This window comes from Arcticibacterium sp. GJ41-1 (assembly GCF_055808875.1).
Map to the genome: position 1 here is coordinate 1,065,789 of NZ_CM147888.1, position 25,822 is coordinate 1,091,610.

A 25,822-nucleotide genomic window follows, 5' to 3' on the forward strand; every position below is an offset into this window, starting at 1 on the left:
TTTTACGGTGTTTTAAGAGGTTTCACCAAGGAAATGTGAAACCTCTTTTGTAAAACACTATTTCGTTTCTATATCCTCAACTGTATCTTCAGTAAGAAAAGGATAGTCTTTCTTAGTTATCAATTTCCAGATAGTTCTTCTTAGAATAAATACTGCTACTAGGCCTAAAATTGCTAGTACAATTCCAAGTACAGAGAAAAAAGAAGAACTACTTTCTTCCCTGTGTTTAATAAAAGGCTGGTTAAATTGGTAAACCCCAAATGGGTCTTGTTCAAATCTGAAATTAGAATTATACATCTTGTTCTGCATTTTTTAATTGTGTGAAATAATTATGGACAAGTACACTTACTACGTCTGGGTAATCTCTTATGCCTTCATTGTGCCTTACAGCTTCAAAGAGCTCTTCTAGTTGATTTGTTTCATAAGTACTAAGTCTATCTTGAAGTTGTTTAACAAGCTCTCTATCGTCGCTTACAAGCTTGCTTAAATAGTTTTGTTTGTATTCTCTAATAGCGATAGTTACTTCTTGCTCAATATGTCTTTTTGAAAGTTTTTGAGCCGTGTTTTTAGCTTCTTCCCAAATGCTTACTTTTTCTAAGTCAAATTTCTTATTAGTTGATTCTAAAAGCTTGTGTAGTTTTTCAATCTCACTATTTGCGATGTTAAGTTCATCTTGGGAGCTGGAAACTAGAGCTTTTAGCTGCTGACTCTCTTCCTTTAATTCATTTGTCTGGTTAGCATCCCAATAATCCTCAAATAGAAAGAGTATGTACTCTGACATGTTCATTTCATGGCGATGGGCTTCTTCCATGATTTTCTTCTTGGTTTGCAAATCCATCCTAACATTGATGTTTTGCGATAATTCATTTCTCATTACGTTAAGTTTAATTGTGTGTAAGTAAAACGATGCAAGAGTAGGGTATAACGGGAATAGTTAACGTACTCTATGGAACTGTGAAACTATATGAATTGAATTTAAAAAGCATCCCCAGAGAGAGGAGATGCTTTAATGTTTTTCAGTTGTTCGCTACTCTTTTAAGGCTGCTTCTACTTCGTCAATTGTAAAGTCAAATGAATCTGCAAAATCTTGGGTTCTAACTTTACTTCCTTTGAGTTTTCTTGATGCAGGGTATTCTTCTTTTATTTCTTTGATAACGAAGTAAGAGTTTGTCCTACAGTACTTGAGGATTTTCTGAATATCTGTTACATTTAATATTAAAGGCATATGTATTGAAAATTGTATTATTTCTTTGTTTTTATTTTGACAATGGAACCGTGTTTTGCTTAGGGTAGGTGTTGTGGGCTACAACATTACAACGAAATCCTAAGTGGTTGAAAGTGAGTAAGTAAGACTCTGTTTTCTGTTGTAAATCCGTTGTAAACCGTTACAACGGCTACAACGGACGAAAGAATTATTTTACAACGGAATACAACGGATTACAACAACATTACAACGATAAATAATATATATAAATAATTAATAATAAGACACATATAGGTAGTCTTAGCTTGTTGTTGTAGCGTTGTAAACTGAATTACTCTTTTCTGAAATTTTTAGAGATATTTCTATTTCCTGTTATGTAAATCCAGTCCAAACCTTTGCTGGTATATTTCATAAGTTATTGAAATAGAGTTGCTTGTGCTATTGTTGAGCGATTTTTGCTCTACATCTTCACCATTTTTGAACCGAATAGTTTTAATAACCTCTTTTTTATCTCGCCCTTTTTCAAGTTTTAAGATTTCTTGTATAATGCTGTTTTTATCAGGAGCACTTTTATGATGAGCAAATCTATACTTTTCTTTAAAAATAGGATAAATCGAAGGCATACGGATTAGAAGTAAGTCATTGTCAAACCTAAAATGAACCCCTTCATGTATTTGTTGTCTTTCAAAAAGCATTTGTAGAATGCCCATAAACTCATTTAATATTGAAGTTTCACTTTGTATCTCGTTTTGGCGAGTAATAAACTTCATGCCTATGTCAGAAAATTCATCTAGGATGTCGTAATAATCCGTTGATTCACAAATTTCAATATGGCCATTCTTTTGAAGGATTATAGCACATGTGAATATTTGGCTCATGTTGGTGTAAAGGCGTTGGCTAACCGTTTGTCCTTCAAACTTATTAATCAAAACACTTTCAAAGTCTTTATATGTCTCTAAATATTCTTTACAGATTAGCTCTCGATACCGAAGGAGTTCAACGGTAATGGCCCCCAAACCTTTTTTCTCTAAATTATTCAATTCTTTAAATGCATTTCGTTGGGATTCAGTTTTTTCACTCTCATCAACTTGCACTAACACACACCTTGAAAAAAAGATATGATTACTTGGTAAGTAATTACTTGTTAAAGCTAAAACAGCGTGTATATCTAGACTTTCTGTTTCATTGTTTGACCTTCTCACTTCTGGGGTTCTGTGATATCCTGCATTGTCATAGGCTGCTTGTAATAGGCCTTCATGAGCGAATTCATTGTGGTACTCATCCATCCAAAGTAGAACATTTGAAGCTTGTCCCATTTTCTTAACAATGGCCGCCTCTGTATTTTTAGATTTAAGGTTTATATCGTCTTGTTGATATCCAAATAGGCATGTTAAGCTTCTTGCAATACTACTTTTACCAGTTCCAGCCGAACCTTGTAAAAATAGGATAGGAGAGGTGTTTTTATGCTTTACTGCTACATCTCTATATATGGACATTATATAGAAACAAGTAGGTATAAAGGCAAACTCAGGTAAATGGGCTTCTTGATAAGTTTTAAACCAGTCATTAAATCTGATTTCATAACCTGATAGCAGGAAACGTTTATCTAATTTGCTGTTTGATAACGGCATAGATAGATAAGAATCTTTGGAATGAATGATTCCAAATTCATTGGGTTTAACGAGATTAGTATTGTTCACCAAGACCATATTAGAAAAGAAATATGCATTTGATTTTGCATCATACCCAAAACGATTCATTTTCTTTGCTTTACCATATTGGGTTTCGGTAAATAAAATATTTTGAATTTCAGTATGCTGATTTTCTTGAGCCTTATAGGCTAAATGATTTTCAGCAAGCCTATTTTTTAGTCTTTTCACTGAACAGAAATCTTCATGATCGACTTCGAGGTATATGGTTTCCTTGCCTTTAACTTTAACTTCTAGAATCCATGAGATATTTTCATTTTCATCTTTCGTTTGATACTCTATAAAAATCTGAAAATTGTCAGCCACACGTGCCCAGTCGCTTCTTAAGTTAACCGACATGGATGTTGTAGAGTTATTGTATTGTACTTTTTTGTTTTTTAGGGCATAAACGGCATTTACTTTTTTTGATTTAAAAGCTTCTTCTAAATTAATTTTATTTTCATCTAGAATGGCATCAGCAATGTCGTAACCATCTGTTCTTTCAGGGAATAGGTCAATGACACTGAAATTTAATCTGGTTTTTTTGAGGTTTCGGATACTAGAGTTTTCCCTCCCTGCGGCGTCTGCATCAGAAAGCCAAATAATGTTTTTTTCGCCCAAAAGATTAATTTTCTCTTGAGTTAGTCCATTTGCCGAGCCACAGGCAACCCAGTCGTATTCTGGATAATAGAATGATGCAATAACCTTTGACTTTTCGGATTCAACGACAATAACTTTTTTGGAGTTTGTTTCATCCATTAAATCTTCTCCAAACAAGCACATAGAATATTTCTCCGTCTTACTTTCAGGCTGTTTTAGGGAATAAGGTTTAATGTCTTTGTCTCTTTTTCCGTTTTCCGTGTATACAACTGTTTTTACATTAGCGATTTCCTTTGAAATATTCTTAAAAATGAATAGAGTTTCACATGTATTTTTACGCGTACCCAGCCCATGTTTTTCTAAATGTTCTTTAGGTATTCCTCTTGAAATTAAATACTTATGAAGGTTACTTGTGTAGTTTTTTAGTGATTCTTCATACTCTTGACGAAGTTTCTTATTTGGATATAATGTTTGCACAGTTTTAGGCGGGTTAATGTTAATGTGATTGGTGCTATTTGTTATTTGAAAGTTGTCTTTATTGGGGTTTAATTGATGTTTACAATTATTTATACGTTCACACTTGCCATATTTTTCATCTAATCGTATACCGTGTTCGTCTTGGTAATATCTCCAAGCGTTATCTGTTCCACATTTTGGGCATTTACCTTTTTTCTTAGGGCTTTGTTCAAATCGATATTTATAATGTTTTTTGCTCATTGTACAGGGCTAGGTTTAGAGTGTTGATTTTTTGAGTTCTTGATATTGGGGGTAATGGCAAAATTCTTAGGAGGAAGAACAAGCCAAAACTCAAAAGGCACAAGCCAGTAGGGCTGTGTAGAAGGAGTAGAAGGTGAGCGTTTTAGTCTAGTGTAGGTTACTCTTACTAGGTTGAAATGAGTCGGTTTGGCACCAATGCAGCAGCAAACCTTCTCTGACATGCAGAGAAATTCAGGAGAATTCATATTTTTGAATTGGTTTTTAGTGAAGCTTAGGCTTTACATGAGCCGATGTGCTGGAACACATCGGCTTTTTTTATGCCCAAACGGATAAATTAAAAGTAATCTTTAGGAAATAAGTCTTTCAAATCTGAGGTGTATACGTAGACTTTCCCGCCAATCTTAAATGTTCGGAATAGTCCAGCCCTTTTAAATTGCTCAAACTTAGAACGGGACCAACCCATTCTATTACAAACTTCAGTTGGCTGTAAGGTTTCGGGTATTTCAGAGATGTTGTTCTCTTTAGTGTTTATAAGGGCTTCAAGCTTTTGAAACTTCTTGTCAAACTCTTTTAAGAGAAAGCGAGTATCCTCGCTCATTTGTGGTGTTTTTGTTTGGGAATGTTGCATAATAAATTTTGATATTATTTGTTATGCAATATTAATAAAGAAATGTTGTAACTAGTACAACATTTCTTTATTTCTTCTTACCTCTATCATATTTAGGGTATCAATAGTGTAATTAAGGTTGTTCTTATTTATGTAGTCTGTGAATGTTTCTTTAAAGTCTAGAAGGAGTAAATCGACAATTGAGGCTCCTAGAGTGCTATATTTCTTATTTTCTTTTGTGAAAATCATGTAATGGAATACAAAAAACCAAATATCATTTTCAGGTGAGATGTCGAATTTTTTCCATTTGGCATTATCAGATAATAAATAATTGAATAATTGAAAAGCATTTGTATTCTCATTAATCTCTGGAGCAATCTGGTCATTTATTTGCAAAGAGTTATCCTCTGCAAAATCTACTATTTTATCAACTAAGGCTTTATTCAGTAAATAAGGAATCATTAGTTTTTGATAGTTATAACTCTCAAACAAGTTGATAATGTCGAAACCATAACTTGATTGGTCATCATAGTCTAAAGAGGTAGATATATACTCCATAGTCTCTTTAAAATTAGAACTAACAAATTCAGTTAATGTCAAGGCTTCCCTTTTTAATAATTCAAGTGTTTTATTGTCTAAGCTTTCAAATTCGGTCTTAGAGTAAGCTTCGTTGATAGCACTTTTAACCTTAATGGACTGTCGATTAAATATTATGCGAACATAAAGGGGAAACTTGTTCTCCTTACTTGAATCTGATTCAACATTTTGAAGGTAGATATTCAAATAGTGTTTAATAGTAATTTTTTTCTTAGTGTCGTTTATTTCGTCCACCAGCATATCATCTTTCAAGATTTCAATCATTGGAACCTTGTTGGTTACTTTTAAAAGCCTTTTTGAGTCCTTCATTTTGTATTTGGTCGCTAATATGAACGTATTTATCCGTTTGCTCTCTTTTGCTATGCTGCAATTGTTTTTGTACGAGCTTTTGGTCTCCAGAAAGCATATATAAAGTAGTACCAAAGGTATCTCTTGATGCCTTGAAATACAAGCCGCTTACAACTTTGGCTCTTTTAGCAATGAATTTAAGGAGTCGGTTGACTTTGCCGTTATTAAAACCTTTAAACAATCGAGTTTCTGGATTGGTATTAATATACTTTAAAGCTATTATTTGAGGTTTTCCATTGAATAACACGAATAATGGTTGATAGCCTGTTTTGTTTGTTTTCATGGCTTTAAACTTTAAAACTATTCCTTCTTCAGATTGTTGAAAATCTGTTCCTTTTAAAGAATAAGTGTCACCAAAGCGTAGGCCTGTGTAACATGAGAATAAAAACATGTCTCGAACGGTCTCCAGGTCCTTTTCATCTGGGGAGAATTCAAGTAATTCAATACGCCTTTGTTCTTCTATGGTTAAAAATATCGTTTCAGTTTCTTCAGTAACCAGTTTATAGTTCTTATAAGGGTTTTTATCAACTGAGAGGTAGTCTTTGTTAATGGCTAAATTGATATATTTTCTCAAATGACGGTGGTATTTCTCTATCGTATTGATTTTATGATTTTTCTCGGTGCGTAGGTAGTTTTCAAAGTTTTGCAGTAGTTCATAGTTTAATTCATCAAATCGAATGTTCGGTTGAAAATCACAAAGCGTTTTAAAGGTGTTTTTCTGCGTTGTATAGGTACTATGTGCTAGGTGGCTCTCTTTAGTTAGTTGCTCTCTAAAGAATTCAGTAAACGTCTTTAACTTAACTTTTGGTTTGACCGTTTTGAGGCCATCAAAGTCTTTTAGAGTGAAGGATTTATTGATAGCCCTGAATTGCATTTCAAAGTCTTCGTATGCGGCAATCTTTTCTCGAAGTCCCTTGGCTAAATAAGCATTCTTGGCTGTCTGCCTTTTGGAGTCCCATTCTTTGGTTGGCAAATAAAGTCTAGTTGTGAAATATCTACGTCCCCCATCTAAATATGCTTGAATTTGAACAAGACCTTCTCCTTTAATTTCGGCTTTCTTTTTTCTGTCAAAAATTAACGTGTATCGAACTTTCATTTGAAGTTATTTGAATTGTGAATTCAAACCTACTTTATAGAAATTCAAGAAATCGGGTATCACGCTGGGTAGCAAAAGGTTTGCTAAAAGATACTATGTTATGCTAAAGCCAATAGTTTCAATATACCTTGTAAACCAGAAAAAGCACCTTTAAGGAATGCTTTTAACGTTTTGTGATTTTGAGATGGCTAATAGTCGGTCTTTTGTTATTACTTGTTAGTAGCATACTGGGTATCAAAAAGTCATGATTATAAATTATAATCCGTTTAAATACCTTTGACATCAAACAGAATGACCAATCCCCCACTGGTTTCCTTTGCTCCGGAATCAGTGGCACCTTTTAGCCGGAATATCCAGGCTCAAAAAAAGTACTCCAAAAAGGAGCTGGGAGAGCTATGTCTAGGGCTGAGATTTTTAATAAAGACGGGTATTTAAAAGGCAGGATTAGTCGGAAGCTTAGGCGAAATCAAGGGAGCAAAATTGAAATTATAGTTACAGAAACCTCTTCTTAAAACACAAATAACAAACGAGCTCAATTGAACCCCCATAGCAAATATCTGGGTGCTTAAGCTCAACAGAGGCTCAAATGAACCGAAGTCTTACTTAGCTGCATTCGAGCCCATTTGTTGGGTCTAGTCTTTTTGGCAAATTACTGTAAAATCATTGGTAGAATTCGGCAATTCTCTTTTTAAGTCAAAACCATTATATGATTCTACTATTTTCAGCCCATTTGATTTTAATAAGTATAGAAATTCTGCTGGATAATAATATTTTAATTTGAAAGATTCGCTGACGTATTGATTAGACTTTTCTTTATGGTATTTTACTGAATAATTTTGAATTTGATTTAAAGTGTCAATTTTATCGTTGGTAACAGTTTTATATATTTTGCTCTTTCCTTTATTTAAAACTTTTTGCTCTGTGAGACCTTCAAGTTCTTTCATATTTTCTATAGGTATGAAAATATTAATAATGAGAATCCCATTAATAGTAAGATGTTTTTTTAAATTTTGAATACAATTTTTGACATCTTTTATATTAGTAACACATTGAAATGAACGAAACGGAATAAGAATACAATCGAATTTATTATTTAAATCAAAATCAATCATATTCATTTGTAAAATCTTGAATTTCTCCTGATGCTCTGTGGGATAAAACAGTAGTTTATCTCTAAAAATATCTAGCATTTTGTCTGATAAATCTATACACGTTATTTCTTTAAGTTTATTTGATTTTAGTTGAATAGAAACTCGACCTGTTCCGCAGCCCAATTCAAGAATAGATTTAGGTTTGTAGATTGAAATAACACTTTGATAAAATTTTACATCAGGGTAATAATTATTGTTTAACCCTAAATCATAAAAAATAGCTGTATCAATGTACTCTGATTTTCCTAAAGTTTTAGAGGTGTCCCTTTCCATTGTTTTTTATGAATTTCTACTGAATGTGGTATTGAATGAATATCAATCTTAATTTTTGATGCTTTTTGCTTAACATTTTCTATAATTGATGACAATATATTATTTGCATAGCTTGTTAAGTCTTCGTTATTTATCTCATCAAAAGCAATTAGAATTTGATGTATTATAATTTCGATTTTATCTTTAGATTCATCTTCGTAACTGTTTTTCTTTTGAATTAAATCGAAATAGAAATCTACTAAATCATTTGATATATATATGCCGTGAATAAGACCTATTAGAGGCCTTAAATCCTTTCGCCAAGGCGAATAATACTCAAGTTTATTATGTGGACTAGTAAACAGTAATATTGTATCTTGAATAATGTTAAGCTTGCAATGACTTGATTCGTGAATAATACATTCTGACACGTGTAAATCTGTCTCTTCAAGTAATTTGACAGATAAAAAAATTGATTTCTTTAAAGTAGGGATAGTGAAATTTGGGAAAGTAAAATTCTCATCATTACCAAAAGGGAAGATATAATGAAGCCTCTTTTTTAAATCAAAGTAGAAATCTTGAGAAGTGTTTTTAATGATTTCTAAGCTATTAATTATTTTCTTTGAAAGATTATTGTTTATAGATTCAATATCTGATATTTCAGAAAAGCCTTCTTTGTTGAATAAAAAACTGGAATTATCTGAGATAAAGAATAGACTATCTAAAAGCTCTATTTTACTCCATTTAAATTCAGGCTCAATATCAATTAAATTAATTGATATTTCATTGCCAAGATTATTGGTAAACATTAATTCGGAAATCCCAGTCTTTTTTAATTCTTTAATTTGAGTTATGCGAATTCCAAGTTTGGGAAGTATGATTATATCAAAATCATTAATTCCAAAAGAAGTATTAATTGGCAATAAGTTAAAAAAAGAATCAAAAAAATGAATTTTTAATTTTGATAAACTTTCAATTTTACCGGTAGAAGATAGTTCGTGAATTTCTTGTTCTAAAAAATCAGAGTGACTATGAAAGAAGTTAATTGAAGATATTGATTTGAAGATTTCAACTTCTTGATGTGATATTAAATGATTTAAATGAAGTGTATAAACAAGTTCTTTAAATTTAAGAATTAAATAGATTCTACTTTTTTCAAAATCTTCCTCGCTTAATTTGTTCATTTAATTTTAATTATATCATATAGCAAACCATCAAGACGGTTTGCTATATGATATTTTGTTAGCAATTTTGATTAACTCCAGCAGAAGTGATATGACTTTTAGTGTCATTCCAATTAGTGTTGGTGTTAACAGAACCTTTCAAATCCTTAACAGATGCGATGTCCATTTTGTCTAAATCTTCAATTTTGATGTCTTTCATAAGTATATGATATTAAAGTGAATACGTAATTTACAGATTTTTCACAATTAACCAAACATACTTTTTGATGTTTTGACTATTTTAGAATTAATACGATGAGTGTTTCTTGAGATTAGACCTAATGTATCAAGTATACCTGACGGAGTCTGCCGTTAGGCGGCTATGTTTCATATACAGTGCGTGTGCCTTGAATGACGAATTTAGTTCTTTAAAAGAACAGTCCAAAGGGTGAAAGTCTCGTATGCAGGGGAGTCGTTACCCTGAGCTAAGTAGGAGGCAAGGGTGAGTCGGGTGACTGACCATCTGAAGCAATCGGACCGCCGAAGCGGCCAAACCACGTTGCCCGTACTGACGACAATTCCATTGCGGACAGCAACTACATCCTGAGGCTATAATGACTGGGCGTCCCCGACGGATGAGGTAACACATGCTGCCGAAGTCCAAAACTCTGAAAAGAGGCAGTACCGAAATAGTAGATGTAGCAGCGATAGACAAAAGGATACTCGCCTTATCAAGGGAGCTCTCGAACCATACGCGTATGGATTGAGAAGTGAGCAGAGGTCATATTAGGTAAAAGAAATGAGCGAGGATTGCTAAGGCCATACCCTCGAGGTCTCACAATAGAGGAAGGACTGAACATTTATCGATCAGAAAATTTCTATGGAATCTACAGATAGCCATCGATTTAAGTGCGGTCTACGTCTCAGGGTGAAAAGAGCTTGGGGTTTATGATAAACGAACCGCTGTATACGAGACCCGTACGTACGGTGGTGTGACGAGCTGGCGTACCAGAGCCCCAGCCCATCATGTTCTATTGATGGGTCGGGCTACTCGATTAGCGGTAGTTTTATTTGGTTTATCTTTTTTCATGCCACATCCAATTTAAATAACTACATAATCCATCAATTCCTGGAAATATCATTTGACTATTAATACCATAAACATCTAAGTTATTAATAATTTCATTTTTTAAATTGGAAGGAATCTTTATCTCAATAATTCTCTCGTTTATTTTTTCAATTTCTTTTAAGTCTTCAAACTTATTTTGAGTCTTGCTATAGCCATGAATACTGAACCACCCATTTTGAGAAATAATTCTTTCGTTGTTTAAATTTGGTCTTAGGATGTATATATTGTCGATTTCAAATGGTGAAAGATGTTTGTCATAATCGACAAAAAAATTGTCAGCCTTACAGAATACATAAACAAACGAGTCTGTTGTGTCGAGACGATTATAAAAGCAAGCAAACCATAAGGCGACTAATGGATTCGAGGTCCAATCAAGGAGTCTTGTTGTTAAACCATAATGTTGTGCAAAAACTAACCAATCCCAATCATTTGGAAAATGATTCACAGACATTGTTCTTCTTTTCAGTTCCCTTAGCTTTGTTTTTTCATATTTACTAGTGTCCACGTTAGGGTTATTTCTAGAAATAGTCGGTAGCAAAGGTTTATTCGAAGATTGACCTCGATATAAAGTAAGAGCTTTAACTGTATGAGCAGTTAAGGCTTCTACTATCATAGTATAGTCAGTAAATTTTGTTATTTCTTTTGTAATCATGTTTTAAAAAATTACCGCTAACGTTTTGCAGCTACCTGAAGGGCAGGACTTTTACCACAAAACTTGATTTGAAAAACGATTTTTTGATTAACCACAAAACTGTCTTTGGAAAACGAAACCCCGCCTTTTGTGTAGGTGCTGTTACCTGCTGACCATTGTCCTAAAGTCTTTTCCACATCCAATCTCCTTCTCTTATGCCATGAAAGGTTTTTGAGTGCCCTATCCACTTACCTGTCATAGATTTATTACTATCAATCTTTAAGTGGAATGTTCCAAAATATCCTATACGGTCATTTATATCAAACCATTCTCCAATCAAATAGTCGTTCATAATTGTGCCGAAGACTCCATAGGTAATTCCATTTGCTATAAATTCAGTATAACAATAGTGTCCCATCTGCTTAATTATAGGATGACTATGTCTTTTCGTTGGGTCTATAAAACTTTTCGTTTCTAATAAATACCATTGTTCTTCCCATTTCCCAGAAATATTAATAGGTTTTGCTCTGAAATAATTTCTTAAGGGAATCCAATGGAAATACTTTATCCACCAATGAGCCAGTTTTAAATCTAGTAGTTGCTTAACTGCAAAGACAATTAGAAATGTAATTGCTCCGGACATGACTGCACTCCAATCTATATTATTTAAATAATCCATTGCTATTCATATTTGTAAACGATGTGATTTTTGGGTTTAAACCAATTTTCGGAAATATTATTATTATCGCTTTTCGGTCTAGGCTTAGCTTCATTCACTTTAAAAGTTGTCGGTAGATTCACCGCATGACCAAAAATTAAAGCATGTTGTGTTGGTATAGATGGCATACGTTTTAATATGGTATCTGATATGTGTGGCGTTATTTGTCTTATGTGTGCAAGGTCTTCAGGGTTTTGAATTCTATGAACGATGAAATTACTACATTGAGATAGTACTGTTTTGGACAGTTCACTTGGTCTTTGTGATGATATCATTAAGAGCATTCCAAATTTTCTTCCTTCTTTCGCAATCAACTCAAAAATTCTATTTGCTTTTAGAAATGCTCCAACAGGTGAATCTGAAATGTAACGATGTGCTTCCTCTAAAATTAAGTTTACTGGATAAGAATTTCTAGGAGGTATTTCTTTTACAGCTTCATAAATTATTCTCGAAATAACACATGATATTACTTCAACAATTTCATCTTCAACAGAACTCAAGTCAAGTATAATAATTTGTTGTTTCTTAGTGACTTCATTAGCTGATTTGACTTTGCTTAGACCTAATAAACGCCTTTTGTACTGTTCAAAGTTTGCGTTATCTTGTTTTAAGAAATTAAAATCCTCTCTGTCTTTTATACTCTTTAGCCTAGTAATAAGAGATGAACAATAGTCCCTTATTTGCTTATTTCCGTGGGCTTCCTCGTAAAGAATTGCTAGATCTAAAGCGTCTTCAATTATTTCAAATGAAAATTTCTGATTTCGTTCATAAGTGGGCATTTTAAATTTGTCAACAATAAAAACAGGTTCTCCATCTTCATTTGTTTGTTCCAAATATGAAATTAATTGTCTGATTCCTTTTATTTCGCCAAAGTGAACAGTTAAGCAGTTTCTGATATTACAATCTAAATTAATGCCTCTGTCAATATAAACTGTAGATTGTTCATTACCATCATCATCATTGTATGTGAATTCTTTTGCTAAGCTAATTTCATTGGTATTGAATTTTTGAAGTATTGAAACAATTCTATCCTTTTTTGATGGACTACTACTCTCATCTCTCAAAATTTGAGTTATGCAAGTTGCCAATATGTGATTCTTCAACTCATTGACATCAATTTGAAGAGTAAAGATAGATGCAAGCCCAAGTGCATTCCGTAAAATAGGTAATTGGGTCTTTTCAGTGGCTTGAAGCAGTAATGCCCATTCATCAATTGTAAGAAACCAATGAGGAAGTACAAATTGTTTTACCTCGGCATTTACTTCTGCTGGGTCAATGCTAAAGTTCTTGACTTCTAAATCTGGATTGACCTTTTGAATTTCAGCAAATGCTTGTCGGTATTCTCCATTGACGTCAAAGATTATAAAGGAACTACCTGTTGCACTGTATCCATTTAATCGATAAAGGTTTTGCAACATTGAAGCAATTGTACATGACTTACCACTACCTGTATTCCCTAGTATTGCAGAATGACTAGAAAAGAATTTGTCAATGTCAATCTTAACTTCATAGTCAGGGAAAATTGTTGACTTACCAATTGAAAGTGTTTTAAAACGTTTGGTTTTACAATCGCATTCGGTTTTATGAGCTTTTGGTTTTGTACAAACTATTTGTTCTTGATTTTTAACGTTGAAGATTGCGTCTAACTCTGCTTCTTTAATATAAAGCGTATCAGTATATAATGCAGGGTAAACGCTTACACCAAAATCAAAATCGTAAACATTTGGTTCACCCTCTTTGGGTCTCAATGTCCCAATTGGCAGTACTTCTAGAAATTTGCCTGATTTTACTTTACTTAAAATTTGTTCAGTTGGATTACTGAAAGGAACATTTAAATCTTTTTCTCTTACCCCTGAGACTTCTGCAACAATATAGTAATTCTGGTAAGGTACAATTACATAGCTGTTGAGTTGTGCAAAGTAATGAATGTCATCAAAACCATTCACATTGAAATTGTCAATACCACTCAACAACTCAATTGTAAATCGATCTGAATTGATCGCAACCACTTTTCCGATTGCTCTTTGTTTATCTTCTTTATTCATTATTCTTTAAAGAGTTTTCTGATTGCGTTTTCAATTTTGTGGTCAATCTCATCATTACTTAAATCAGGTAATATTTTTTCTACAAAACCTTTAAAGTAATGAAGTTTGTTTGTATCCTCTAGCTCTCCTCCAACAATCCAAATTCTAGGGTCGTCTAGAGATTGAAGCTTCGCAATTTCTTCGCTTGCATTATTGTCACCTAAAACAATTAGACGAAATGATGGAATTGTGAAAGCTTGGTAAATCAGATTGTTTATGTGTTCGTCATTAAAGCTGTATCCAAGTGCTATCAAAACATTATTGTTCTGCATGAGCTTCTTTTGAAACTCACGAAACAAATCAGAGTATGGGCTTCCCATACTTGCATTTTGTTTTAATGGGGTGGGGTGAATCATTATCACCTCTTGTTTTCGCAAGTTATCGTAACTGGTTTCTTGAATTTCTCTTACTCTAAAAAGTTTTGAATCTTCGTCTGCTTGAACCCAATTAAGTGAGCCGTGAATTTTATAGAGATAAACAAAGTTGTCAATCACACTCCACTTGCTTTGCGATAAATCCATTTTCTCAGCTAAAGCATAGTTGAAAATTGTCGGGTTGAAATATTTCTGGATACCTCCTGAAAAACCGTTTACATAGTGAATCCCTAATTTGTCTAATGCTATTTCATTATACAAATCGTAGTTGGTCGTAAAAATGTTTGGCTTAGGAAGATTGGAATTTCTGTAAAGAAGTTTTCTATAAAATGATTTGTAGAGTTCTACTAAATCATTATCAGCTTTTGACGTTCTGTTTGTTTCGTTTAAACATTTTTTCAAAAGAAAATTTCTTGCTTGAATAATTATCTCTGCAACCTTAATTGCTTCTGCCCCTTTTTCTTGCCCTGTGGTTTCGTAGAAAAAATAAATGCTGTGAAGCGTTCCTAAAAACTTTTCAAGATTGCTTTTGAAAATATCTACGTCAATATCCAATTTCAATGTGTCATTGAGCCATAGCTTATCGTCCGGTAAAAGAATGTCGGTATAAAATTCTTTTGCCAAAGGCATCATAGTTGGAACGCCAACGTCAGTTTTTATTGTGTCTATTTCTTTAACGAGTGAAGAACAACCGCAACCTAAAAGAAATGAAAGGTTCTTTCCGTCGAGAACTTTACTGAAAGCGTCCTGGATTTTCTTTATTTGGTCAGATTCATTTAGGTCTTCACCAGCATTTTTGGTTTTGCTCAAAACTTCTTCTTTGCCCTTGTAAAAATATATGTCGCTCATGTCAATATTTATAAATTGTATTCGGTCTTTTGGCTTGCAGGTAACGATTGGGTATCTGAATAAAAGGTGCAGATACTATACTTATATATTCGTTTGTAAGTGTTTGTTTTCGGATAATCGTACCCGTTCAATAAGTGAAATTGGAGAAATTACTTGGTACCACCAAAAGCATTTATTTTTCGGCATTTCGGTGCACTTAAATTTGTTGTTTTAGAAAGAAAGATGTCTCCAGATAGCTATCGGGATGCTTATTGTCTGGACTTCTTCAAGATCTCGTTTGAACTACTTTTCATCAAAAATGTCGGAATTCCAGAAAGCCTAATGAGCTTCTCTATTTTAATATTTACGGCTAAAGCAGGGTTATAAACAAACCTCGGTAGTCTTACTAATACTATAACCTAACATACGCTGAACTAACTTAAATTAACACCTACTTACAGCAGATGCCTTAGCCATTGGCGGTATCAAAACTATTCCTAAGTGTGTGCATCATACACCATGGATTTGCACCATATTGCTCAATAGCGTTTCTTAATACTCTTGAGACACCCTTTCATGATATTGTGGCCATCTCGACCTTATAAAAGCAAAAAGTAGAAAGGAACATCAACCTTTCATATAATTAATCAGCAAAGATTCAAGTACCTACCATACTTATTAAACTATTTGGCAATTCCGCTTTAATCTAATTTTATTGGCAAGTTGGAGTATTACTTCATGCCTAAATTGGTCATATGAATAAGTTTAATCTGGTTGGCTTCCTCGTTCTACCAAATTAAGTCAGAACCAAAGCCAGGGCTTACCAAATTACTTAGATAAAACGGTATTCGGAGATTAGGCTACTTCAACGACAAAGTTCATTTGAATTTGAAGATTTTATTAGTTGAATATACTTTTGGAATTTTTTGCCAATTAGTAAGCTAAACCTACTATTATTTAACTTTTATTTTAAAGCTATCTTATTATAGTACTAGAAGTCGGGTATCACGCTGGGTAGCAAAAAGTTTGCTAAAAGATATTATGATATGTTAAAGCGAAAAATAGAAAAGAGTCTTAAAGGTGCTTTAAACGCAAAAAAGCACCCTAAAAGGGTGCTTAAGCGGTCTGGACGAGACTCGAACTCGCGACCCCCTGCGTGACAGGCAGGTATTCTAACCAGCTGAACTACCAGACCGGAACCAAATTTGGATTGTTTTTCCTGATTTGGAAGTGCAAAGGTATATTAATTTTTGTTTATGTCAAGCCCTTGGCTAACTATTTTTTGATATTTATTTCATGTTTTTAGTGATGATTTATGTAAGCAGCTGGTAATCTTTTTGTTAAGTAGTTTATCTATTTTGAAATTATTTTTCTGCAGCCACTTTTTTCTTTTCACTGAAGAGTGTCAGGAATAATAAAGCTGCTACTAATGCCATTCCTGCTGGAATTAGCCAGATGCTTTGCCATAAGTGGTCGCCATTTGCTAATGTATATTGCTTTACAAACCACCCAGCAGCCCAACTTCCAATTAGCATTCCTAAACCATAGGTGATAAGGGTTATAAAACCTTGAGCGGATGCCTTGATTTTTTTAAGTGCTGTTTGGTCTACATAAATTTGACCTGTGACAAAGAAGAAGTCGTAACAGATACCGTGTAAGATTATTCCCATGTAAAGCATAGGTACTAGTTCTTCATTGTTGCCATAGGCAAAGAAAAGGTATCTTACTATCCATGCCAGCATGGCAATAAGGAGCATCTTCTTTACTCCTAATCTACTAAAAAAGAAAGGCATTAATAGTAAGAATAGAAGTTCAGAACCTTGCCCCATGGTCATTTTGCCAGCCGCGTTTTCCATACCTACTTCGTTTAAAAAAGGGTTGGTGAAGCTGTAGTAAAATGCTAGCGGTATAGAAATAAGGAGTGAGCATAATATGAAAACGGCAAAATTGCGGTCTTTAAGGAGAGCTAAAGCATCTAAACCTAAAATATCTCTTATGGTCGGGTTTTGGTCTTTGTTTTGAGGAGGAGTGCTAGGTAAGAAAAAACTGTAAATGCCAAGTAAAATTGATGCGGCAGCTCCTATCTGAAAAACCATGCTAGAGTCTTCAATCTTCATCCAGCTTATGAGTAGTCCTGAAGCTATCCATCCTAAGGTGCCTAAAACTCTAATCCGCGGAAACTCGTTTTTGGTATCAGTCATTTGATTAAAGCAAATAGCGTTAACCAAGGCGAGCGTTGGCATGTAAAGCAAAGCATACACCAAAAGTGTCCAGAAGAAGGTAGAGGGGTCTGTTATTTGAATCAAAACATATAAAATGACACCACCTGTAAGGTGCATAATTCCCAAGACGCGTTCGGCTGAGAAAAAACGGTCTGCAATCATGCCTATTACAAATGGTGAAATAATAGCCCCCCAATTAATAGTACTATAGGCGGCACCAATATTTAAGCCGTCAAAACCAATTTTTATTAAGTAGGTACCCATGGTAACATACCAAACACCCCAGATGAAAAACTGGAGAAACATCATACTAGATAGTTGCAACTTGATTTTAAGTTTCATTCGGCTCTGTTGTTTTAAAATTGAAAAGTCTACTTTCTGATAATTTCTCCGGTCTTTTTGTCTTTGAGTAATAGTGTTTTGCCTCCATTTGGCATAACCTCTTCTTTGAGCAAGTAATATTGGTCATTGTAAGAAGCAAGGCTATGACTTTCGACAGCGTCGGGTTCTTCTCCTCGCCAATCTTCAATTTCTATAGTTTCCCATTTTTTAGATTTAACAGATAAGTAAGCAGCGTCCATGATTGCATTTACCACGTAACCGTCGTAAAAGGTTTCTGTGGGGCTGGTTCCGTTTTCATAGGCGGTAAACATGTCGTTAAACATGTGATTATACCCAAGATCCTGATTTTCGTCTGCTACGGGAAAAATCCAACCTGAATCAGATTCTGCTTTTTCGGCAACATAGCCACTTTGACCAGGAGCTGTGAACATATCAAAACCCGTTCTTAGGAAATGGTTTAGCCAGATAGTACCTTCTGTTCCCATTACCTCATCTCTAATGTCAAGTCCGCCACGAAAAGTCCAACTTACTTCAAACTGCCCAATGGCTCCATTAGCATACTTTACAAGGCCTATGGCGTGGTCTTCTGCATCTATTGGTTTGACCTGTGTGGCAGCCCAACACATAACCTCTATGGGTTTTTGTTCTTTGCCAATAAAGCTCCTTCCTATTTCAATACAGTGACAGGCGAGGTCAAGAATGGCACCACCTCCAGCTTTTTCTTTATCCCAAAACCAGTCGCTATGCGGACCAGGATGAGTTTCTCTAGACTTAGCCCAAAGTATTCTTCCTAAAGAGCCTTGTTTGACGTTTTCAATAGCCCTAAGTGTTTTAGGTGTATAGACCAGATCTTCCATATAGCCATGGAAAATTCCTGCCTTTTCTACTGCTCTGAGCATCTGTAAGGCTTCTGCTGCGTTTCGTCCAAGGGGTTTGGTGCAAATAACTCCTTTGCCTGCCTTAGCACAAGCTAAAACGGTTTCTAAGTGGAGGTAGTTAGGCAAACCTATTACCACAATGCTTACATCTGGGTGGTTTATGGCTTGGTTAAGGTCGGTGCTGTATTCGGGGATTTTAAATTTTTCGGCAAACTTCTTAGTGCTTTCTTCACTTCTAGAAGCGGCAATTATTATTTCGTCTTTACTTCTTTGTCCTAGAATAGAGGAGGCATAAAATTCTGAAATGAAACCTGAGCCTAGGATGGCTAATTTTTGCATAATAGGGATAGTTTTTCTTTAAAAATAAAGCTAAAACTACAGATAGGCAATTAGCAGAGCCTTCGGTTTTTATTTGTTACTGATTTTGTCAGTGTGCTTGAAAAGTAAAACGTGTACAAAAAAATAGCCGCCCCCATGAGGAGCGGCATTTGTCTATTCAACCCTAACCTATTAAATCTTTAAATTTCTATAAGGTATGCGTTTAATACGCTACCAAGAAACCTGTGTTTTATTATCTACCTACTGTAGCTTCTAAGCTGATAGCAGGGATTTCGTAAATGTTTTCTAATGGCTTTTCTTCAATTTTGTTGCTCCAAAGGAAGTTGAAAACTTTCTCCGTTACATCTACTTTTTTAAGCCACAGTTGAGACTCTCTACTGTTCATTTTTGCAAGTTTCGTATTGATGCTTGCTACAGCGTTTGAAAATTCTACTTTGTCTGTATCTGAAAGATTTAAAAAGCTTCCAGTTTGATTGTTATATAAACGAACCACGTTGTTGAATGTCGCCCACTCATCGTTGTTCTTCTTAACAAATCTTTTTGCTTTCTTATTCATGAAAACTTTGAAGTTAAATTCAGAGCCAGATGATAAGTATATATTTGAATTTACGTTTACAGAGTCATTTGCTTTAGCTGAACTCACTCCCGAGATAGCTGCTGCGATTACTAATACTAAAGTTACTATTTTATGTGTCATAATTCGTGGAATATTTATGTTTCCGTGTTTTTATTATGATGCAAATGTGGGGTATTAGTTAACTCTATGCAAGTTTTTCGCAAGACGTCATGCAGTATATTCTATGTGGTTTTGTGGAAACTGAAGAATAGTATAGCTATTGGTTGGTTTTTTGAGAGCCTCGTACCAAATAATATTCTATTCCTAAAAAAATTAACTATATAATGTATGTATTTCTAGTAGAAGCGAAAGTTCTTCTAAAAGTACAATTATTCATTACAGGAGTTCATAGTTTTGTTAACACCTACGAAACAAAAGCTTAAAACCATTTCTTTGACTTTGTCTAGTTTGTTCATTATTTGAATGATTTCGTCTTCAGAGAACTCACCTAAGACATAATCTACTTGTCTTCCTTTTGGATAATTGTTTCCTATTCCGATTTTTAATCTAGCGTATTCCGAACCTTGGAGCACTCTTTCAATATCCTTAAGTCCGTTATGACCAGCCGATGAGCCTTTTGGTTTTAGTCTTAGCTTCGCAATAGGTAATGCCAGGTCATCTACTAGTACTAGTACATTTTCTTTTGGAATCTTCAGAGCGTTCATCCAGTATTGCAGAGCCTTGCCAGAAAGGTTCATGAAAGTAGTAGGCTTTATAAGGTGTATTCTCCTTCCTTTAGCTTTCCATTCTGTATGATAGGCAAGTTTTTCCATGCTAAACTTTAAGCCTTCTTCCGCAGCTAGTTTATCAAGGGCCATAAAGCCAACGTTATGTCTGGTAAAGGCATACTTTGGTCCAATATTGCCAAGTCCTACTATAAGGTATTTCATTTCGTTTGATTCTTCTGGTATATTATTTTCCTCTTTTCTGAATTTTTGGAGAAGGCTGCTGAAAAAGTTACTCATTAAAGTGTCTGATTTTTAATTTGAAACTAACACTATGGCAAAGATAAAAGGGTATTCTTAAAGGTTCATGTAGGTAAGGGCTTGAATCTATTAAAATTCAATCTCATTCTACTTTTAAAAAATGAAACATGCTAGGTTTAGTCATTTTGGCTATAAGTCAATATTTTTGTTTTTAATGCTTAATGCGAATGAGTAAAAAGAGATTAATCTTAAATCAACCCTTACTGAGTGTTATTCTCAAAAGGCTGTCTCAAGAGATAATTGAGAATCATGGTGACCTAGAAAACGCTGTTATTATAGGTCTTCAGCCTAGAGGAGTTTACTTGGCAGATAGGATAGTAGGTATTTTAGAAGAGGAACTGGGTAAGAAAGTGCTTAGTGGCTCTATAGATGCTACCTTTTATAGAGATGACTTCAGAAGGAGAGATTCATTTTTGAAGCCAAATGCCACCAATATCAATTTTGTAGTTGAAAATAAGAATGTCATTTTAATAGATGATGTTTTGGCTACGGGCAGAATGGTAAGGGCGGCTATTGATGCCTTACAGGCATTTGGCAGGCCAACCAAAATTGAATTGTTATGCTTAATAGATAGGAGCTATAACAGAGACTTGCCTATTCAGCCAGACTATACGGGTAAGAAAGTTAATACCCAAGACACTCAAAGAGTATTGGTGGAGTGGACAGAGCAGAAATTTAAGGAAGATAAAATCTGGTTGATGGACTCCTGATATATGTCTCTACAGGTAGAGGAATTGATTTATGCGTACTTAAATGGCTTTTTTCCTATGGCTGATGCCAATGGAGAGATTTCTTGGTATGCTCCAGACCCTAGGGCCATTATTCCATTAGAAAACTATAAGCCATCTAAATCACTAAGACCTGTATTAAATAGGGGGCAATTTGATATCCGAGTTAATCAGGATTTCAGAGGAGTAATGAATCACTGTGCCAAACCAAGGTTCGAAGCTGATGAAACTTGGATTTCAGATGAAATAATTGATGTGTATTGTCAATTAAATACTACAGGCTTCGCACACTCTGTGGAGGCTTATGAAAATGAAATATTAGTAGGAGGCCTTTATGGTGTATCTATAGGCGGCGTGTTTTTTGGAGAGTCTATGTTTCATTTGGTTTCCAATGCTTCCAAGGTTGCCTTTCATTACCTTATCGAAATTCTAAAACATAGAGGTTTTGTTCTTTTAGATACCCAGTTTATCAATGACAATGTCTTAAGGTATGGTGCTATAGAAATACCTAAAGATGACTATGAAGCCAAGCTTGAAGAAGCAATAAGTAAGAAAATGACTTTTGTACCGTCACTGGGTGCCTTAAAACTTGCGGAGGTTATGGTTTAAGAGCCAAAACCAAATATGGCAGGTTTCTTATGAATGTCAATGTCTTTATACTCCTTCCATTTTCCCACACTCTTAGTCTTAGAGAAAGCGTCAGGTGCTGTCAAATTTGCCGAAATGGTCAGTTTTGTACTTGGATTGCAGGTCGCTAAGATTGCCTGGAATAATTGTCGATTTCTGTATGGGGTTTCCATAAAGAGTTGTGTTTGACCAGAGGTGTGGCTTAATCTTTCTAATTCCTTAATTCGCTTAGCCCTTTCTTTATTGTCAATAGGCAAGTAGCCATTAAATGCGAAACTTTGACCATTAAAACCTGAAGCCATTAATGCCAGTAGGATAGAAGAAGGACCGACTAATGGTATTACATTATAATCTAGCTGATGAGCTATTTCTACCGCCAATGCTCCTGGGTCTGCTATTCCTGGGCAGCCAGCTTCAGAAAGAATTCCTACATCTTCTGTTAAAGTGGCCATGAGGTTAAAAGTTTCTTCAAATTCAGAATCCTTTGTCAAAATATGAAAAGTGATATCATCTATAACCTTACCTATTTTAAGAGCAGAAATAAATCGCCTGGCCGTTTTGATATTTTCTACAAAGAAGATATCCAAAGTTTTAACACGTTCAATAAGTTCAGGTGGCAAAACGGCGTCTTTGCTATCTGGAGAAAGTAGCGTTGGAATAAGGTATACTGAGTTCATTATTTTCAAATATGTCTTACAGATAAATATTTAGACCTTGAAGCTTCGGTGAGCGTCTAGTTTTAAGAATATGAATAGGAGAATAGTGAACGACCATAAGGATGAACCTCCATAGCTAACAAAGGGGAGCGGTATACCAATTACTGGCATAAGCCCAATGGTCATACCTATATTTACCAAGAGGTGAAAAAACATAATGGAAGCCACACAGTAGCCATAAATCCGGGCAAACTTATCCCGCTGCTGTTCTGCCAACAGGATTATTCTGGTAAAGAGGCCAAGGTATAGGGCAATTAATACTAAAGCTCCCACAAAACCCCATTCTTCGCCCACAGTACAGAAAATAAAGTCGGTAGACTGCTCTGGTACAAAGTCAAATTTGGTTTGAGTGCCCTGCAAATATCCTTTTCCAATAAAGCCACCTGAGCCAATAGCCAGCTTTGACTGATTTACATTCCAGCCAGCTCCTAAAGGATCGGCATCTGGATTTACCAAAGCTTCAATTCTTCTTTGCTGATGGGGTTGAAGTACTTTAGTTAAGAAAAAATCTAAGCCTAAAGTAAAGGTGGAAAATAAGAGATAGAGCCCCAAGAGGTTATAGAGGTTTTGCCTAGAACGGTCTCTTTTTGAAAATACTAGAAACCAAAATAGCACTCCGAGTAGGATTAATCCGCCCATGATGTACCATTTGGAGTAAAATAGGGAGAGTACCAGTATGGTTACAAATCCTAGGAAAAGGGCAGGGAAAATAGAAGGTAAGCCTTCTCTATAAAGTACTACCATAAATATGGCAAACGTTAAAGCCGAACCCGTTTCTTTTTGTAAAATGATAATGATAGGTGGTACCAATATGATGGCGGCAGCTTTCCATAAATCTTTAAACTTCTTTAGATTGACCGTTTGTGAGCTTAAAAACTTTGCTAAAGCTAAGGCAGTAACTGTTTTAGAAAACTCAGCAGGTTGTAAAGAAAAAGAGCCTAATTTAATCCAAGAGCGAGAGCCTTTAATATCACTACCTAAAAAGATGGTAGCTATCAGAACCAGTATCATAAACCCATAAAATATATAGGCAAAGGAGTCGTAAACCTTATAGTCTACAAAAAGTATAAGCACCACAATAATGCTAGAAAGACATAAGAAAAGAAGCTGTCTTCCGGCGTTATGCTGTAGTGAAAAGAAAGCGATTGGGTCCTCTGGATTAAATACGGCTGCGTAAATATTTAAATATCCCACAATTACCAAGGATAAGTAAAGTATTACCGTAATCCAGTCAACTCCATTTTTAATATTAATTTCTCCTGCCATTAACTATTTTGCTACGGCAGAGGCTGCCACTGTGGTGTAACTTGTATTTTTCATTCTTTCTACTAAGGCTCTTCTTTCTACCTTACCTGTTAAGTATTTCTCAATAATAAGAGAAGATATAGGAGCAGCAGATGAACCACCATATCCTGCATTTTCTACTACTGCGGCTATTGCTATTTGAGGGTTATCTCTAGGGGCAAAAGCAATAAAAATAGCGTGGTCTCTTCCTTTTTTGTTTTGAGAGGTTCCGGTTTTTCCTAAAATAGGAATTTCCTTCATGTAGGCTTGGCGTGCAGTACCAGCTCTTAGTACTTCTTCCATACCATTATAAATGGCATCAAAGTGTTCTGGAGAAATTCCAGTTTGATGTATTTCAAGCCTTTGGGGTTTCATCCCTTTTTTGTCGGCACCTACTCCTCTAATAAGGTGTGGCGTTATCCAGTAACCTTTGTTTGCAAAAACGGCGGTCATGTTGGCAAGTTTTAATACGTCTAGGCCAATTTCTCCTTCACCAATTGCGAGGGAGTAGATATTAGAAAACTTCCATCTATTTTCTCCGTAGTATTTATCATAAAGAGGTAGCCCAGGAAGAAGTTGGCTCCTTTCGCCTGGAATATCAATTCCTAAATGTGTTCCAAAGCCAAATTTCTCAACCATATTTCGCCAATTGGTCAATCCTTCTCTAGCACCAATGAATGGACTTTTCTCGTTGGTGTTTTCAATCAACCTCTTAAATACATTGTAGAAATAAGGATTACATGAATACTGAACAGCATTGTTAAGGTTAGACATGTGGTGCAAACCATGACCATGACAGCCCATTGGAGAATACGCTCCAATAAATGAAGTTTTCGGATTTATTACACCTTGCTGTAAGCCAACTACGGCTTGAACAAGTTTAAAAGTAGAGCCAGGTCTGTAAAAAGAAGAAATAGCTCTATTAAAAGTTGGCTTATCAGGATCTCTGATAAGGTTCATATAATTGTCAGAAAAAGCTTTTCCTGAGAGTAAGTTTGGATCATAAGTTGGATAGGAACCCATGACTAAGATTTCTCCCGTCTTAGGTTCAATGGCTACTATAGAGCCCACTTTGTTTTGGAAAAGGCTATCGGCTAGTTGCTGTAGTTCCATATCAATAGAAGAGTAGAGGTCTCTTCCTACCACAGCGGTGGTGTCATAAGCACCGCCTTCATAGCGACCTTTGTCTTCCCCCTTTACATTCATCAGGGTAAATCTTACGCCACGTTCGCCACGTAGTTCTTCTTCGTATTCTTTTTCAATTCCAGAAAGTCCTATATAATCTCCTTTCCTGTAATATCGAGTTTCTTGTTCTTCGTAAAACTTCCGTGGCACTTCTCCAATATAACCTAGAGCATTGGCAAGTGTATGGCCAGGGTAGCTCCTAAAAAAAGATTGTTCAAAATGGAAACCTTTAAAATTAACCATGGCATCAGCTACCTGGGCAAATTCCGTTTTGCTTAATTGTTTCTTGAAAAGTGAGGCTCTGTTTTTAGAGTAGGCAGTAGCCAAAGCCAAGGTACTATCAAAGTAGTTCCTGTCAATATTTAAAACCTTGCAAAACTTTAAAGTGTCTAAGTTTTTGACCTTTCTTGGGGTAACGTACATATTGTACACCTCTTCATTTTTGACCAGCAACTTGTGGTTACGGTCATAAATTTGTCCTCTTAGAGGAACCTCAACGTGTCTTTTAATAGCATTGGTGGCCTCAATAGAACGGTATTTAGGATCAATTACTTGAAGATAAAATAGTCTAATAAGGTAAATGGCACCAATGGTAAAAAAGAAGAAAAGAATTACATGTTTTCTGCCATCATACATAAGCCCGGAAAGTCTTTAGAAATTAGAAGACAAAGGTCTTAAAATTTGGACGTTAAAACCAAAATGGGGCTGATTT

The 25,822-nt window shown here is 35.0% G+C and carries 25 protein-coding genes and 1 tRNA gene; 2 read left to right on the top strand and 24 right to left on the bottom strand.

What is annotated here, in order from left to right:
- Positions 1–57: 57 nt before the first annotated feature.
- The 21 genes from AC0L6O_RS04140 to pth form a co-directional block, all read right to left on the bottom strand.
- Positions 58–309, bottom strand: a complete 252-nt coding sequence (locus tag AC0L6O_RS04140; protein ID WP_473306543.1) for a hypothetical protein — start codon at positions 307–309, stop codon at positions 58–60.
- The gene (locus tag AC0L6O_RS04145; protein WP_473306544.1) at positions 290–874 is read right to left on the bottom strand and encodes a hypothetical protein; all 585 of its coding nucleotides are present in this window, start codon (positions 872–874) and stop codon (positions 290–292) included. The genes AC0L6O_RS04140 and AC0L6O_RS04145 overlap by 20 nt, the downstream gene beginning before the upstream one ends.
- 153 nt (positions 875–1,027) lie before the next feature.
- Positions 1,028–1,225, bottom strand: a complete 198-nt coding sequence (locus tag AC0L6O_RS04150) for a hypothetical protein (protein ID WP_473306546.1) — start codon at positions 1,223–1,225, stop codon at positions 1,028–1,030.
- 341 nt (positions 1,226–1,566) lie between these two features.
- Positions 1,567–4,209, bottom strand: coding sequence for a DUF6371 domain-containing protein (locus AC0L6O_RS04155; RefSeq protein ID WP_473306547.1), 2,643 nt, complete (start codon positions 4,207–4,209; stop codon positions 1,567–1,569).
- Positions 4,206–4,454 carry a hypothetical protein gene (locus tag AC0L6O_RS04160; protein WP_473306548.1) on the bottom strand — a complete coding sequence of 83 codons (249 nt, stop codon included), beginning with the start codon at positions 4,452–4,454 and terminating at the stop codon, positions 4,206–4,208. Before AC0L6O_RS04160 ends, AC0L6O_RS04155 begins: the two co-directional genes overlap by 4 nt.
- An 89-nt stretch (positions 4,455–4,543) precedes the next feature.
- Positions 4,544–4,837 (bottom strand): hypothetical protein, encoded by a 294-nt coding sequence (locus AC0L6O_RS04165; protein ID WP_473306550.1) that lies wholly within the window; start codon positions 4,835–4,837, stop codon positions 4,544–4,546.
- A gap of 51 nt (positions 4,838–4,888) precedes the next feature.
- On the bottom strand, positions 4,889–5,722 hold the full coding sequence (locus AC0L6O_RS04170) for a hypothetical protein (protein ID WP_473306552.1): 834 nt from the start codon (positions 5,720–5,722) through the stop codon (positions 4,889–4,891).
- A complete protein-coding gene (locus tag AC0L6O_RS04175) occupies positions 5,670–6,857 on the bottom strand; it encodes a site-specific integrase (RefSeq protein ID WP_473306553.1) in 1,188 nt (395 codons plus the stop codon). The genes AC0L6O_RS04170 and AC0L6O_RS04175 overlap by 53 nt, the downstream gene beginning before the upstream one ends.
- A 632-nt stretch (positions 6,858–7,489) precedes the next feature.
- Positions 7,490–8,281: a class I SAM-dependent methyltransferase gene (locus tag AC0L6O_RS04180; protein ID WP_473306555.1), complete on the bottom strand. Its 792-nt coding sequence runs from the start codon at positions 8,279–8,281 to the stop codon at positions 7,490–7,492.
- Positions 8,254–9,444 carry an aKG-HExxH-type peptide beta-hydroxylase gene (locus AC0L6O_RS04185; protein WP_473306557.1) on the bottom strand — a complete coding sequence of 397 codons (1,191 nt, stop codon included), beginning with the start codon at positions 9,442–9,444 and terminating at the stop codon, positions 8,254–8,256. Before AC0L6O_RS04185 ends, AC0L6O_RS04180 begins: the two co-directional genes overlap by 28 nt.
- Before the next feature lie 58 nt (positions 9,445–9,502).
- A complete protein-coding gene (locus AC0L6O_RS04190; RefSeq protein ID WP_473306559.1) occupies positions 9,503–9,643 on the bottom strand; it encodes a hypothetical protein in 141 nt (46 codons plus the stop codon).
- An 856-nt stretch (positions 9,644–10,499) separates the two neighbouring features.
- Entirely contained in the window at positions 10,500–11,204 is a 705-nt protein-coding gene (locus AC0L6O_RS04195) for an FRG domain-containing protein (RefSeq protein ID WP_473306560.1), read from the bottom strand.
- 17 nt (positions 11,205–11,221) lie between these two features.
- Complete coding sequence (locus AC0L6O_RS04200; RefSeq protein WP_473306562.1) at positions 11,222–11,380, bottom strand: hypothetical protein; 159 nt, start codon at positions 11,378–11,380, stop codon at positions 11,222–11,224.
- On the bottom strand, positions 11,365–11,826 hold the full coding sequence (locus tag AC0L6O_RS04205; protein WP_473306563.1) for a hypothetical protein: 462 nt from the start codon (positions 11,824–11,826) through the stop codon (positions 11,365–11,367). Before AC0L6O_RS04205 ends, AC0L6O_RS04200 begins: the two co-directional genes overlap by 16 nt.
- Positions 11,827–11,864: 38 nt before the next feature.
- The gene (locus tag AC0L6O_RS04210; protein ID WP_473306565.1) at positions 11,865–13,946 is read right to left on the bottom strand and encodes an ATP-binding protein; all 2,082 of its coding nucleotides are present in this window, start codon (positions 13,944–13,946) and stop codon (positions 11,865–11,867) included.
- Entirely contained in the window at positions 13,946–15,208 is a 1,263-nt protein-coding gene (locus AC0L6O_RS04215; RefSeq protein ID WP_473306567.1) for an SIR2 family protein, read from the bottom strand. The genes AC0L6O_RS04210 and AC0L6O_RS04215 overlap by 1 nt, the downstream gene beginning before the upstream one ends.
- 1,100 nt (positions 15,209–16,308) lie before the next feature.
- A tRNA-Asp gene (locus AC0L6O_RS04220) sits at positions 16,309–16,382 on the bottom strand.
- Positions 16,383–16,551: 169 nt separating this feature from the next.
- Entirely contained in the window at positions 16,552–17,751 is a 1,200-nt protein-coding gene (locus tag AC0L6O_RS04225) for a nucleoside permease (RefSeq protein WP_473306568.1), read from the bottom strand.
- Between the two features lie 29 nt (positions 17,752–17,780).
- The gene (locus AC0L6O_RS04230) at positions 17,781–18,968 is read right to left on the bottom strand and encodes a Gfo/Idh/MocA family protein (RefSeq protein WP_473306569.1); all 1,188 of its coding nucleotides are present in this window, start codon (positions 18,966–18,968) and stop codon (positions 17,781–17,783) included.
- A gap of 232 nt (positions 18,969–19,200) precedes the next feature.
- Positions 19,201–19,665: a hypothetical protein gene (locus tag AC0L6O_RS04235; RefSeq protein WP_473306571.1), complete on the bottom strand. Its 465-nt coding sequence runs from the start codon at positions 19,663–19,665 to the stop codon at positions 19,201–19,203.
- 248 nt (positions 19,666–19,913) lie between these two features.
- A complete protein-coding gene (gene pth / locus AC0L6O_RS04240; protein ID WP_473308494.1) occupies positions 19,914–20,474 on the bottom strand; it encodes an aminoacyl-tRNA hydrolase in 561 nt (186 codons plus the stop codon).
- A 263-nt stretch (positions 20,475–20,737) separates the two neighbouring features.
- Here pth and pyrR point away from each other — a divergent pair, with 263 nt between their 5' ends.
- Positions 20,738–21,280 (top strand): bifunctional pyr operon transcriptional regulator/uracil phosphoribosyltransferase PyrR, encoded by a 543-nt coding sequence (pyrR, locus tag AC0L6O_RS04245; protein WP_473306572.1) that lies wholly within the window; start codon positions 20,738–20,740, stop codon positions 21,278–21,280.
- A 3-nt stretch (positions 21,281–21,283) separates the two neighbouring features.
- Entirely contained in the window at positions 21,284–21,907 is a 624-nt protein-coding gene (aat, locus tag AC0L6O_RS04250; RefSeq protein WP_473306574.1) for a leucyl/phenylalanyl-tRNA--protein transferase, read from the top strand.
- Here aat and AC0L6O_RS04255 read toward each other — a convergent pair.
- The 3 genes from AC0L6O_RS04255 to AC0L6O_RS04265 are packed head-to-tail and all read right to left on the bottom strand — an operon-like array spanning position 21,904 to position 25,746.
- A complete protein-coding gene (locus AC0L6O_RS04255; RefSeq protein ID WP_473306576.1) occupies positions 21,904–22,602 on the bottom strand; it encodes an SAM-dependent methyltransferase in 699 nt (232 codons plus the stop codon). The genes aat and AC0L6O_RS04255 overlap by 4 nt on opposite strands.
- A gap of 30 nt (positions 22,603–22,632) precedes the next feature.
- Positions 22,633–23,907 (bottom strand): rod shape-determining protein RodA, encoded by a 1,275-nt coding sequence (gene rodA / locus AC0L6O_RS04260; RefSeq protein ID WP_473306577.1) that lies wholly within the window; start codon positions 23,905–23,907, stop codon positions 22,633–22,635.
- A 3-nt stretch (positions 23,908–23,910) separates the two neighbouring features.
- Positions 23,911–25,746, bottom strand: coding sequence for a penicillin-binding transpeptidase domain-containing protein (locus AC0L6O_RS04265; protein WP_473306578.1), 1,836 nt, complete (start codon positions 25,744–25,746; stop codon positions 23,911–23,913).
- Between the last annotated feature and the right edge of the window lie 76 nt (positions 25,747–25,822).